Origin of the sequence: Sphingomonas sp. Root241 (assembly GCF_001428865.1) — a bacterium.
In the GTDB taxonomy this organism is placed as follows: Bacteria; Pseudomonadota; Alphaproteobacteria; order Sphingomonadales; family Sphingomonadaceae; genus Sphingomonas.
The window spans coordinates 849178-861886 of record NZ_LMIV01000002.1; the positions used below are offsets into that span (position 1 = coordinate 849178).

15 protein-coding genes are annotated in these 12709 nt (G+C 65.9%); 11 read left to right on the plus strand and 4 right to left on the minus strand.

Going from position 1 to position 12709, the window contains the following annotated elements; translation table 11 throughout:
• Positions 1-42: 42 nt before the first annotated feature.
• Positions 43-483 carry a hypothetical protein gene (locus ASE13_RS14640; RefSeq protein WP_156404901.1) on the minus strand — a complete coding sequence of 147 codons (441 nt, stop codon included), beginning with the start codon at positions 481-483 and terminating at the stop codon, positions 43-45.
• Between the two features lie 175 nt (positions 484-658).
• On the opposite strand from ASE13_RS14640, the gene ASE13_RS14645 reads away from it, so the two are divergent.
• The 11 genes from ASE13_RS14645 (at position 659) to ASE13_RS14695 (ending at position 9976) form a co-directional block, all read left to right on the plus strand.
• Positions 659-1282, plus strand: coding sequence for a YqiJ family protein (locus tag ASE13_RS14645; RefSeq protein WP_056617296.1), 624 nt, complete (start codon positions 659-661; stop codon positions 1280-1282).
• Positions 1283-1319: 37 nt separating this feature from the next.
• On the plus strand, positions 1320-2984 hold the full coding sequence (locus tag ASE13_RS14650; RefSeq protein ID WP_235536993.1) for a flotillin family protein: 1665 nt from the start codon (positions 1320-1322) through the stop codon (positions 2982-2984).
• 189 nt (positions 2985-3173) lie between these two features.
• The gene (locus ASE13_RS14655; protein WP_056617302.1) at positions 3174-3788 is read left to right on the plus strand and encodes a glutathione S-transferase family protein; all 615 of its coding nucleotides are present in this window, start codon (positions 3174-3176) and stop codon (positions 3786-3788) included.
• Between the two features lie 158 nt (positions 3789-3946).
• Positions 3947-4822, plus strand: coding sequence for a UDP-2,3-diacylglucosamine diphosphatase (locus ASE13_RS14660; protein WP_056617923.1), 876 nt, complete (start codon positions 3947-3949; stop codon positions 4820-4822).
• Between the two features lie 23 nt (positions 4823-4845).
• Entirely contained in the window at positions 4846-5868 is a 1023-nt protein-coding gene (locus ASE13_RS14665) for a glycosyltransferase family 4 protein (RefSeq protein WP_056617925.1), read from the plus strand.
• A gap of 25 nt (positions 5869-5893) precedes the next feature.
• Entirely contained in the window at positions 5894-6448 is a 555-nt protein-coding gene (locus tag ASE13_RS14670; RefSeq protein ID WP_056617304.1) for a hypothetical protein, read from the plus strand.
• 127 nt (positions 6449-6575) lie between these two features.
• The gene (locus ASE13_RS14675; protein ID WP_200955744.1) at positions 6576-7241 is read left to right on the plus strand and encodes a DUF1013 domain-containing protein; all 666 of its coding nucleotides are present in this window, start codon (positions 6576-6578) and stop codon (positions 7239-7241) included.
• A 152-nt stretch (positions 7242-7393) separates the two neighbouring features.
• The gene (locus tag ASE13_RS14680) at positions 7394-8260 is read left to right on the plus strand and encodes a dienelactone hydrolase family protein (protein ID WP_056617307.1); all 867 of its coding nucleotides are present in this window, start codon (positions 7394-7396) and stop codon (positions 8258-8260) included.
• A gap of 55 nt (positions 8261-8315) precedes the next feature.
• Positions 8316-8936, plus strand: coding sequence for a glutathione S-transferase family protein (locus tag ASE13_RS14685; protein WP_056617310.1), 621 nt, complete (start codon positions 8316-8318; stop codon positions 8934-8936).
• Positions 8937-8986: 50 nt separating this feature from the next.
• Positions 8987-9457 carry a hypothetical protein gene (locus ASE13_RS14690; RefSeq protein ID WP_056617313.1) on the plus strand — a complete coding sequence of 157 codons (471 nt, stop codon included), beginning with the start codon at positions 8987-8989 and terminating at the stop codon, positions 9455-9457.
• Between the two features lie 165 nt (positions 9458-9622).
• The gene (locus ASE13_RS14695) at positions 9623-9976 is read left to right on the plus strand and encodes an endonuclease domain-containing protein (protein ID WP_056617316.1); all 354 of its coding nucleotides are present in this window, start codon (positions 9623-9625) and stop codon (positions 9974-9976) included.
• Between the two features lie 473 nt (positions 9977-10449).
• Here ASE13_RS14695 and ASE13_RS14700 read toward each other — a convergent pair whose 3' ends face one another.
• The 3 genes from ASE13_RS14700 to ASE13_RS14710 form a co-directional block, all read right to left on the minus strand.
• Positions 10450-10662: a DUF1289 domain-containing protein gene (locus ASE13_RS14700; protein WP_056617318.1), complete on the minus strand. Its 213-nt coding sequence runs from the start codon at positions 10660-10662 to the stop codon at positions 10450-10452.
• Positions 10659-12089, minus strand: a complete 1431-nt coding sequence (locus tag ASE13_RS14705) for a DEAD/DEAH box helicase (RefSeq protein ID WP_056617321.1) — start codon at positions 12087-12089, stop codon at positions 10659-10661. The genes ASE13_RS14700 and ASE13_RS14705 overlap by 4 nt, the downstream gene beginning before the upstream one ends.
• Positions 12090-12181: 92 nt before the next feature.
• The gene (locus tag ASE13_RS14710) at positions 12182-12640 is read right to left on the minus strand and encodes a hypothetical protein (RefSeq protein WP_056617324.1); all 459 of its coding nucleotides are present in this window, start codon (positions 12638-12640) and stop codon (positions 12182-12184) included.
• Positions 12641-12709 lie beyond the last annotated feature (69 nt).

The window sequence follows — 12709 nt, forward strand, 5'->3', positions numbered from 1 at the left end:
TGAAATGCTTCCGCGCAGCTACGGTTCGCGCTGCCCTCGAACCTAACCGGCCGCGCGCAACAACGGCCGCTGCCCGGTGGCCAGCCGCTCCGCCGCCGGCAGGAACTCGGTTTCTTCCCATGTGCGCCGCACCGCCATCATGCGCAGCTGGGCGCGCACCGCTAGGCGATATTCGCGCGGATCGGCGGCGATCGCCTCCATGGTCCATAGGCCCATATGCGCGATGCCGGACTGCCGCATCGACAGCAGGTCGCTGGTGTAGCGCCGGGCCAGCGCACGATCATAGGGGTCGGTGCTCGCGCTGAGCGGCATCAATGCCAGCCGCGCCTCGTTGCCGAGATGCCGCGACACCGCCTGCGCCATCTCGCGCCGCGCGGCGATCAGTTCCTGCATGTGCGGCGGATCGAAGGACGCGACGTGGATCAGCTTCTCGCCGATGCGGAAAAGTTCGCGATGTTCTTCGTAGAGGTCTTGCAGGGTCATCATGGGCTCCTGCCGAGTCTTATAGCGCGGCGCGGCGGCCCCGCCGGGCGCGTGGCAAGATTTTGTTAAGTTGCCGCGGGATTCACCGTGCCGTTGTCGCCGCAAGAGCGTCCGATTTCTCTAGAGTGCTTGCGCGCACGGCCCTAGAATTGCTTCCGAATCGGGGGGTGGGGAAGTGCTTTCGTTTCTTGGTGCATCGGAGAATATCGCCTTCGTCACGGCGATTCTCCTGATGCTGTTGATCGGTCTGGTACAATTGGTCGGCCTCGGCGATCTCGCCGGCGGCGATGTCGATACAGATCTGAACGCCGACGCCGATCTCAATCTGCTGAGCTGGCTGGGCGTCGGGCGGCTGCCGCTGCTGATGCTCCTTGTCGTCTTCCTCGCGATCTTCGGCGTCGCCGGACTGATCCTCCAGCAGGCGGTGGCCGATTGGGCGGGTGCGCCGCTCGACGCGTGGATCGCCGTCCCCGCCGTTGCCGCCGCATCGCTCCCGCTCACCGGGCTGGCGGCGCGCGGCCTCGCCCGCATCCTGCCGCAGGACCATACCACTGCCGTGCCGCTCGAAGTGCTGATCGGCACCACCGCGCAAGTGATCACCGGGCGCGCCACTTTGGGTTCGCCCGCCCGTGCCCGCGCCGAGGACCATCACGGTCAGACGCATTACGTCATGGTCGAGCCCGACCAGAGCGGACAGATCTTCGAGGAAGGCGAGCGCGTGCTGCTCGTCCGCCGCGAAGGCGATCTGTTCCGTGCCATCTCCCGCGGCGATTTCCGCCTGCCGAGCTTAGAGAGCTGAACCGATGAACGATCTCGTGCCCCAAGGAGCAACTTCGATGCTTCCCTATTTCATCTATGCCGGTGTCGGCCTTGCCGCGCTGCTGATCCTCGGGCTGGTGCTCGCGCGGCTCTACAAGCGCGCGTCGAAGGAGATCGGCTTCGTCCGCACCGGTTTCGGCGGCGAGAAGGTGGTGATCAACGGCGGCGCATTGGTGCTGCCGGTCTTCCACGAGACGATGCCGGTCAACATGAACACGGTGCGGCTCGCGGTCGAGCGCAAGGCCGGCGACGCCCTGATCACCCTCGATCGCCTCCGCATCGACGTGAAGGCCGAATTCTATGTCCGGGTGAAGCCCGATTCGCAGGCGATCGCCACCGCCGCGCAGACGCTCGGCATGCGCACGATGCACCCCGATGCGCTGAAGGAACTGGTCGAAGGCAAGTTCGTCGATGCGCTTCGCTCGGTCGCGGCGGGGATGACGATGGCGCAGCTCCACGAGCAGCGCGCCGAGTTCGTCCAGAAGGTGCAGCAGGTCTCGTCGGTCGATCTGGCGATGAACGGGCTCGAGCTGGAGTCGGTGTCGCTGACCGGGCTCGACCAGACGTCGATCGAGCACTTCAATGCCAACAACGCGTTCGACGCCGAAGGCCTCACCAAGCTCACCGAGCAAATCGAATTGCGCAAGAAGGCGCGCAACGACATCGAGCAGGACACCCGCGTCCAGATCGAAACGAAGAACCTCGAGGCGCAGCGCGCTTCCTTCCTGATCGGCCGCGACACCGAGTTCGCCCGGCTGGAGCAGGAGCGCGAAGTCGAGATGCGCCGCGCCGCGCAGGGCGCCGAAGTCGCGCGCGAGCAGTCGCTCCGTCAGCAGGAAGCCGATCAGGCCAAGATCGAGGCCAAGAAGCTCGTCGACTCGCAGCAGATCGAAGCCGATCGCGCGGTGCAGGAGGCGAAGATCGCCCAAACCCAGGCGCTCGAGCTCGCCCGGCAGGAGCAGCAGATCGCGGTCCAGAACAAGAGCCGCGAAGAAAGCCAGGCCAAGGCCAAGGCCGATGAGGCGCGCGCCGAGGCAGTAGTCGCCGAGGAACGCGTCGGCACTGCGCGCGAGGCCGAAGTCGCCGAGCGCCAGAAGCGCATCGAGCTGATCGACGCTTCGCGTGAGGCCGAGCGCGCCGCGATCGGGATCAAGGTCCAGGCCGAGGCCGAGAAGGCGGCCGCTGCCGATCGCGCCGAGGCCGCGCGCCTCGCCGCCGAGGGCGAGGCCGAGGCGGCCAAGCTGCGTTCGGACGCCGATCGCGTCCGCTTCGAGGTGGAGGCCGCGGGCCAGCGCGCCGTGAACGAGGCGGCGAACATCCTGTCGTCCGACCAGGTCTCGCTCCAGACCAAGATGGCTTTGCTCAAGGTGCTGCCCGAGGTGATCCGTGAGGCGTCCAAGCCGCTCGAGGCGATCGATTCGATTCGGATCGTCCAGGTCGACGGGCTCACCGGCCGCGGCGGCGGCGGGATCGGTGCCGCGAACGACGGTGACGGCGAGCGTAACCTCGCCAATTCGGCGGTGTCCGCGGCGCTGCGCTATCGCGCGCAGGCGCCGGTGATCGACGGGCTGATGAAGGAGCTCGGCTTCGACGGCAGCTCGCTCGACTCGCTCGTCGCCAGCGCCGCTGCCGACATCGCGCCGCCGGTGGCGCCGGAGCCTCCGGTGAAGGCTGCCGAATAAGTCACCTCCGTCATCCCGGCGAAAGCCGGGATCTCATGCGGCTCCGGTCCCGCGCCTTCACCTGAGATCCCGGCTTTCGCCGGGATGACGATCTGGTGATAAGCACGCCTTATCGTCGGCGCGCGGCTATTTGTTTGACGCGGGGCCTGCGGACGGCAGAAACGCGCTGCACCAATCAGGGGGGGCATTATGCCGTTCGTGCTGCACGAATACGCGCTGTCGGGAAATTGCTACAAGATCCGCCTCACCGCGGCGCATGTCGGGCTGCCGCTCGAACGGCGGGAATACGACATCCTCAAAGGCGAGACGCGCACCGCGCAGTTCCTGAGCGAGGTCAACGCCAATGGCCGCATCCCGGTGCTCCAGGTCGGCGAGGATTTCCTTCCCGAGAGCAACGCCGCCGCCTTCTATGTCGCCGACGGCAGCGATCTGATCCCCGCCGATCGCTTCGCGCGCGCCGATCTGCTGCGCTGGATGTTCTGGGAACAATATAACCACGAACCCAATGTCGCGACGGTGCGCTTCTGGCGGACCCTGGTGGGCGAGGCGAACCTCACCGATCTCCAGCGCGCCTTATTGCCCGGCAAGATCGCCGCGGGCGAGGCCGCGCTGGCGCTGATGGACGAGCATCTCGGGCGGAGCGATTTCCTTGTGCTCGACCGGGTCACGCTCGCCGATATCGTGCTCTATGCCTATACCCATGTCGCCGAAGAGGGCGGTTTCAGCCTCCGGCCCTTTCCGAATGTCCGCGCGTGGCTGGCGCGGGTGGCGAGCCATCCCGCACATATTCCTATTACTGAATAACCCCGTCATCCCGGCGAAAGCCGGGATCTCAGGCAATAGAGCGATGCGCCTGCGGCACGAGATCCCGACTTTCGTCGGGACGACGGCTCGAACGATTCCGATTGTAACATTCGCCGGGCATAGGCGCTCGCAGGACAGGCTCCCGCGGGGGAATGATCATGGCGACGATCACCAGGCTTCCGTTCGACGCAGCGCATTTTGGCGATTTCCATGCCACCGAGCCGACGATCCCCGAGCGGGTGATCGCCGGGCGCCGGCAATATCGCACGGTGTGGATTTCCGACGTCCATCTCGGCACGCGCGGCTGCAATGCCGAGATGCTCATCGACTTCCTCGACCATGTCGACAGCGAGACCATGTACCTCGTCGGCGACATGATCGACGGCTGGGCGATGAAGAAGCGGCTCTACTGGCCCGCGACGCACAACGACATCGTCTGGCGCGTGCTCAAGCGCGCCAAGCGCGGCACCCGGATCGTCTATATCCCCGGCAACCATGACGAGATGTTCCGCCAGTTCGCCGGCCTCAACTTCGGCGGGGTGGAGATCCTCCGCCAGGCGATCCACGAGACCGCTGACGGCCGCCGCCTGCTCGTGCTCCACGGCGACGAGTTCGACGCGATCACCATGTCGCATCGCTGGCTCGCGCATCTGGGCGACGCCGCATACGAGGGGATGATGGCGCTCAACCGCTGGCTCAACAGTGTCCGCCGCCTGTTCAACCTGCCTTATTGGTCGCTCAGCAAATACGCCAAGCAGAAGGTCAAGAACGCGGTTTCCTTCATCTCCCAGTTCGAGGAAGTGGTCGCGCACGAGGCGGCGCATCGCGGAATCCAGGGCGTGATCGCCGGGCATATCCACAAAGCGGAGATGCGCACGATCCAGGGCGTGGAATATTACAATGACGGCGATTGGGTGGAGGGTTGCACCGCGCTCGTCGAGCATTACGACGGTACCATGGAAATTCTCCATTGGGCCGATGAGATGGCGGCGCGCGATGCGCCGGAGTCCGAGGCCAGACTAGAGGCGGCGTGACGGCGGCGACGGGAGTCGACGAAGTGCGCATCGCAATCGTGACCGATGCCTGGGAGCCCCAGGTCAACGGCGTCGTCCGCACGCTCCAGTCGGTTCGCCGGGTGCTCGAGGCGCAGGGCCATCAGGTCGAAGTGATCTCGCCCGACCGTTTCTATTCGCTGCCGTGCCCCACTTATCCCGAGATCCGCCTCGCGCTCGCCAGCACCGGCAGTGTCGGCGCGATGCTCGAGAAATTCCGCCCCAACGCGATCCATCTGGCGACCGAGGGTCCGCTCTGCGTCGCCGCGCGGCGCTGGTGCCTGCGCCACGACATGCCGTTCACCACGGCATATCACACCCAGTTTCCCGACTATGTCTCGGCGCGCTCGGGCGTTCCGGCGGAATGGATCTGGCGCTACATCCGCTGGTTCCATGCGCCGAGCCAGGCGATCCTCGCCTCGACGCCGTCGATCCGCGAATCGCTGATCGCGCACGGCATCACCCAGGTGAAGCATTGGGGCAGGGGCGTGGACCTAGCCGCTTTCCACCCCGGCCTTGCCCCGCACCCCGCGATGGCCGAACTCGAAGGCCCGGTGCAGCTCTATGTCGGCCGCGTCGCGGTGGAGAAGAATCTCGAGGCGTTCCTGCGCACCACCCATTCCGGCACCAAGGTGGTGGTCGGCGACGGCCCTGCGCGGACGGCGCTCAAGGCGCGCTTCCCTGAAGCCAGGTTCCTCGGCCCGATGTTCGGCGAAGAGCTCGCCTCAGCCTATGCCGCCGCGGACGTGTTCGTCTTCCCCAGCAAGACCGACACGTTCGGGCTGGTGATGATCGAGGCGCTGGCCTGCGGCGTGCCCGTCGCCGGCTATCCGGTCACCGGCCCGATCGACGTGCTGACGCCCGAAACCGGCGCGATGGATGCCGATTTGACCAAGGCGATCGGCGAGGCACTGACGCGCGACCGCGCGGCCTGCGCCGCTTACGGCCGCAGCTTCACCTGGGAAGCGAGCGCGCGCCAGTTCCTGAACGCGCTTTATCCCATGGACGGCCACCAGGCCGCGGCATAATCTGGGCCTCGGAACAGGGACGGGCATGCGCAACTTCACCGACAAGCTCAGGATCGGGGCATTGCTCCCCATTTTGGCCTGCATCGCCGCGCCGGCGGCCGCGCAGGACACGGTCGGCCTCAACGGATCGGCTTCGGGGGCCAACGATCTGCCTTTCGCCCGGCGATCGAGCGAACTCACGGCGATGGGCATGATGCTCCAGATCAAGGGGCAGAAGCTGCAGGGCAAGCGCTGCTTCGAGACCGGCTGCCTGTTCATCATCAACCAGACCTCGGATTACGACGCGATCGGGCTGTATCTCGATATCGGCTCGCCCGATCCCAGCGACGCGCCGGTCTGGGGCCCGAATCTCTTCCGGAACCAGAAGCTCCCCCCGAAACTCGCCCGCTGGACCTACAAAGCGGGCGACGCATCGATGTGCGCGCTCGGGGCCCGAGTGGTGCTCAGGCATCGCAAGACGCACGAAGAGGTCGTTTCCGACGGCGTCGTGAGCCTCTGCAAGAGCCCGAAGGTCGATTCGGCACTGCGGATCAACGTCAACACGCCCAAGGTGACGATCGAAGAGCCCGGCGCGTATTAGAGTCGGCGGCCGGAGCGCCTCTTGCCTTGCTCTTCGCCGCGCATCGCACTAAGTCGTCAAGGTGACGTGGCCGCCCGTGATGGGCGGCCCTTTCTATTTCTGGAGACGAAAAGTGGCCCAGCCGCTGATGCCGCACGCGACCGCTTCCTGGCTGGTCGACAATACTTCGCTCTCGTTCGAGCAGATCGCCGAGTTCTGCGGGCTCCACATCCTCGAGATCCAGGCGATCGCCGACGATACTGCCGCCACCAAGCTCACCGGCCGCGATCCCGTCCGCGCGCACGAACTGACGATGGAGGAGATCGAGAAGGGCCAGGCCGATCCCGATTACACGCTGAAGATGCTCAAGGGCCCCGAGCAGGTTCGCCGCACCAAGGGGCCGCGCTACACGCCGGTCTCGAAGCGCCAGGACAAGCCCGACGGCATCGCCTGGATCCTGCGCCACCATCCGGAGATCTCGGACGGCGCGATCGGCAAACTGATCGGCACCACGCGCACGACGATCGCCGCGATCCGTGACCGCAGCCACTGGAACATCGCCAACATCACGCCGAAGGACCCGGTCACGCTCGGCCTCACTTCGCAGCGCGAGCTCGACGCGCTCGTCGCCAAGGCCGCCAAGGCCGCCGGCATCGAGGCGCCGACCGACACCCGGCTCGAGGGCGACCGCGAGGCACTGATCGAGCAGCTCCGCGCCGAACGCACCGCCGCCGCCCACGCCGCCGAAGCCGGCGAAGCGGGCGAGGAGACCGGCCCGGTCGAGCACACCGCCGAGACCCTGTTCCGCAGCTGATCGCGGCCGGGCGCCGTTGGCTGGCGCTCATTATTTAAACCCGTCATCCCCGCTTTCGCGGGGATGACGTGGAGTGGGCCTGCGGGCGGCTTGCGTGTACCCTCCTTCGCGTACGATTCGGGATACCGAAGGACACGCACAGGAGAGACTGCATGTGTGACGAACTGACCACGGCCGACAACGAACGGTTCCTGGCCGATGGCATGTCCCGCCGGGCATTCGGAACCGCCGCCGCGGCCGCCGGGTTCGGGCTGCTGCTGCCGAGTCCCGCCAATGCGCTGGCGGTCAAGGGCCGCGATGTAACGATCAAGACGCCCGACGGCACAGTCGATGCCTATTTCGTCGCGCCCGCCACGGGCAGGCATCCCGCGGTGCTGGTCTGGCCCGACATCTACGGCCTCCGCCCCGCATTCCGCCAGATGGCCGACCGGCTGGCCGAATCGGGCTATGCCGTGCTCACGGTGAATCCCTTTTATCGCTCGCTGACGGCACCGGCGCTCCTGGCGAGCGGGGACCGCGCCGCGATCCGCGCCAAGGTGGGCGAATATCGCAAGTTGCTGACGCCCCAGGCGACGATCCACGATGCGACGGCGCTGGTGGCGTTCCTCGACAAGCAGCGCGAAGTGGACTCGAAGCGCGGCGTCGGCACCACCGGCTATTGCATGGGCGGCCCGCTGGTGATCCGCACCGCGGCGGCGGTTCCGGGCAGAGTGCGCGCCGGCGGCAGCTTCCATGGCGGCGGCCTCGTCACCGACGATGCCGACAGCCCGCATCTGCTCATACCCAAGACGAAAGCGAGCTTCCTGATCGCGATCGCCGAGAATGACGATGCCCGCGCCCCGGGCGACAAGGACAAGTTGCGCGCGGTGTTCGACGCGGCGAAGGTCCCCGCCGAGATCGAAGTCTACAAAGGCGCGATGCACGGCTGGTGCACGCTCGACAGCGACGTCTACAACCAGGTCCAGGCCGATCGCGCCTGGGCGCGGCTGCTGGCGCTGTTCGGCAAGGCGCTGGCTTGACGCGGGGCGTCGTGTTGTTCACGTAATGTTCTCAACCCGAATCGGGAGAGCGGCGATGTCGGACGATCTGGTTTTCTATACCAACCCCCAGTCCCGCGGGCGCATCGCGCGCTGGATGCTCGAGGAGTCCGGCGCGGACTATCGCACCGAGGTCGTCGATTATGCCGGCCGCATGAAGAGCGCGGAATATCTCGCGATCAATCCGATGGGGAAGGTCCCCGCGATCGTCCACCAGGGCAAGGTCGTGACCGAGGGGGCGGCGATCTGCGCCTATCTGGCGGAGGCGTTCCCCGAAGCCGGTCTCGCACCGCGGCCCGAAGAGCGTGCCGATTATTATCGCTGGCTGTTCTTCGCCGCGGGCCCGGTCGAGCAGGCGCTGACCAACAATTCCGTCGAATTCGATCCCTCGCCCGAACAGTCGCGCAGGTTCGGCTATGGCAATTACGCCACGACCGTCGACGTGCTCGAACATGCGGTGTCCGCGCACCCCTATATCGCCGGCGACCGCTTCACCGCCGCCGATGTCTATGTCGGCTCGGCAGTGGGCTGGGGGACGATGTTCGGCACGCTGCCGAAGCGCGATGCGTTCCTGGCCTATTTCGAGCGGCTGAGCGGGCGCGAGGCGTTCAAGCGCGCCGCGGCGAAGGACGATGCACTGGTGCCGAAGCCGGCTTAGGCTTGAGCGGGGGTGAGAGAAGCACGAAGACTGCGCGGGAGGAAAATCAAGTGAAGATAGTCCTGAGCCTTCTGGCGGCCGGCTCGCTGAGCGCATTCGGCGCTGCCGCCAGCCTTGACGCATATGTGGGGAAACATCCGCACGAGAAGGTGGGTCCTACGACCTTCCTCACCAATCCGACGGTGAACGCCGCTATCCAGAAGGCAGTGCCCGACGCGGACATTCGCAACTTCATCGCGGATCGAGAGCTGACCACGGCGCCGATTCGGCGGATCGACAATCGCCTGCTCGTCTCTGGTTGGGATCATCGGAGCGGTGGCGACGTCAATTGGGCCGTGCTGATTTCGCGCGACGGTACGAAGACCGCGGTCTGCTACTCGACCGGCGTCGAGCCGGACGTACGAGGCGCCGATTGGTATGTCGGCGGAGCGAAGGTGTTTACGCTTTACGCCCGATGTCCGTCCAAAACCGAGGATCTGAAAGCGCTCGGAACGTTTCCGATCGGCCCCATTCCAGGCTGAGACGGGCGCGAGGCATTCAGGCCGCGCGGCGAAGGATGATGCGCTGATGCCGCGGCCGCGGGGGTGGGTGTCTGCTAACGCCCAGTAGCGGACGCTCTTATAGCCCTCTCCCGCTTTCGCGGGAGAGGGTTGGGTGAGGGTCTTCTTTCTTCTATTTCTTACGGCATGCGCACGCCTGTCCGTCGCCAGACGAATCGTCATGCCTCCCGGCTCCGCAGGGAAGCGACGGATGCCGAACGCTTGCTTTGGGGTATGCTGCGCGACCGGCGACTGGTCGGCCACAAATTCCGCTTCCAGGCCACGATCGAACCGTTCGTGGTCGACTTTTGCGTAGAGGCGCGGCTGATCATCGAGGTCGACGGCAGCCAGCACAATGCCGAGGCGGATGCCGGGCGAACGCAATTCCTCCAGAGCCGCGGGTATCGAATCCTGCGGTTCTGGAACAGCGAGGTTCTGGAGAATCTCGACGGCGTGCTGGAGGTCATCATCGCGGCACTCGATGCCGACAAGCGAGGCTAGCGAGGCAGAAGAAAGACCCTCACCCAACCCTCTCCCGCGAAAGCGGGAGAGGGCTAGCGATCCACGACTGCTTTCCACCCAATAGCAGACATGCTTGCAATGTAGGATTTCGTCTGACAGCCTCCTCTAGCTCTTTGACATCGTAACGCCCCTCTCATCCTGCTCGTGCGAGCAGGAGTATAATGCTGCCTGGCCCACACCATCCTGGATTGCCTGCGCAGGAACACGGCCGGCCGGAACCATGCAACCAGTGTGACCCTAGTGTGACTTTCGCGGCTAACCACCCAATAGCGGACATCCACCGGACCCGCTTGCAATGTAGGATTTCGGCTGCTTCCCCGCTGCCGGCCGGCTGTGCCGACCCCGCTCTTTGACGTTGTCGATCCCCACCGAGCTCGCGCAACATCCTGTCTCGACCGCGCAACTTTATGAGTGAATCCCCGTGCAAAGTGCGAAGTTAAGCGCGCGAAATCCTACAAGCCGCTGTCGCGACTCAGCGTCGCCATCCGCTCCGGCAACGCCGCCATTACGGTGTCGCGATCCGCGTCGCTGGTGCCGCCCCAGCGGGCGATCTCGGCGAGCGTGCGACCGCAGCCGATGCACCAGCCGGTAGCGTCGTCCATCCGGCAGATGTTGGTGCAGGGCGAGGCGATCGGCCGCGGCGCGGCACTCGCCGGATCGGTCACGCGCCCAGCGTATACTTCAGGAAGTCGGGCACCGGGCCGTTCCAGCCCTCGTCCGGCTCGTCCTGCGAGCCGCGCGACTGGCGGCGCGGTTCCGGCCGGTCGTCGCTGCGGCCGCGTCCGCCGCGCTCGCGGCGGGGGGGCGCCTCACGGCGCGGTTCGGCCTCGCGAGGGGCGCGGGCTTCGGGCTCGGGGGCAGCTTCGGCCGCGACGGGCTCAGCCTTGGGACGCGGCTCGGCTTCGGTCTTGCGGCCACGCCCGCGGCGCGGTGCGGCCCCGCGCTTTTCGGGCGCTTCCTCGCGCGCCGTCTCGCCGCTCGCCGGCTTGACGCGCTCGATCTTCATCCCCGTGAGCTTCTCGATCTCGGCGATATTCTCGGCGTCGTCGGGAGTGACCAGCGTATAGGCAATGCCCGTAGCACCCGCGCGGCCGGTGCGGCCGATGCGGTGGACATAATCGTCGGGATGCCACGGCGCGTCGAAATTGTAGACGTGGCTCACGCCCTTGATGTCGAGTCCGCGGGCAGCGACGTCGGAGGCGACGAGGATGTTGACGTCGCCCTTCTTGAAGCGCTCGAGCTCGGCGATGCGCTGCGATTGCTCCATGTCGCCGTGGATCTCGGTCGAGCGGAAGCCGCTCTTCTGGAGGCTCTTGTTGAGGTCGCGGACCGTGGTCTTGCGATTGCAGAAGATGATCGCGGTGGTCACGTCCTCGGCGCGCAGCAGGTCGCGCAGCATGCCGCGCTTGTCCGAAGCGGCGACGGGGACCACCCATTGCTTGATATTGACGTTCGCCGTCGCCGGCCGCGCGACTTCGACGCGCTTGGGATCGGTCAGGAACTTGTCGGCGAGCTTCTTGATCACCGGCGGCATCGTCGCGGAGAACAGGAGCGTCTGGCGCTGCTTGGGCAGCTTGGTGCAGATTTCCTCGATGTCGGGGATGAACCCCATGTCGAGCATCCGGTCCGCCTCGTCGATCACCAGCAGGTTGCAGCCGGTAAGCAGGATCTTGCCGCGCTGGAACAGGTCCATCAGGCGGCCCGGCGTCGCGATCAGCACGTCGACGCCCGATTGCAGCGCCTTGACCTGATCGCCCATCTGCACGCCGCCGATCAGCAGCGCCATCGAAAGCTTGTGGTTGGTGCCGTATTTGACGAAATTCTCGGCAACCTGCGCGGCGAGTTCGCGCGTCGGCTCGAGGATCAGGCTGCGCGGCATCAGCGCGCGCGTCCGCCCTTCGCCGAGGATGTCGATCATCGGCAGCACGAAAGCGGCGGTCTTGCCGGTGCCCGTCTGCGCGATGCCGATCAGGTCCTTGCCCATCAGGACGGACGGGATCGCCTGGCGCTGGATCGGAGTCGGCTCGGTATAGCCCGCGTCGGTCACCGCGCGCAGAAGTTCGTCAGAAAGGCCGAGATCGGCAAAGCTCATGTATTTTTCCGGAAATGGGCGCGGTCACCCACGCCGCCAAAGCCTTCACGCGCTTGCGGATTTGTCCGCCGATGTCAAGCCGCAGAAGGCTCTCAGCGCGCTAGAACCAGCGATGTGAACGACTGGACGGCGCACAGTCGACCCGATCGCGAACGGATCGAATCGCGTTTGGCGCACATCTTCTTGTCCTTGTTCGCCTTGACGTAGAAGCCCTGGTAGAAGCCGAGCGCGGGGCAGTCATTGCCCAGCTTGGCACGCAGCATCGATCCGTCCTTGAGCACCAGGTCGACGCTGTCGAAGCGATTGACCGAGAAACCGGCCAGGCTCTCCATCTTGACGCAATCGTCCGCTTTTTTCTCGACCACTGCCGCGGGGCGGGTCGAGCGCATGATGATCGTCGTCGACCGGATGGTCACGCGGGGGACGTGGATGGTGATGCGCTGCTGCTGGAGCAGGTCCGCGGCCACGTCCCATTCGAGCGGCTCCGGCGAGGATGCCGGGGCAGCGAACAGCAGCAATAGTCCTGAGGTGGCGATCAGCGGGTTCAGCATGTCTGGCAGGGCTTGTAGGACAAAGTTTTGAACGGTGGATGAACTGCTGCGTGGCGTGCTAATCGGCGC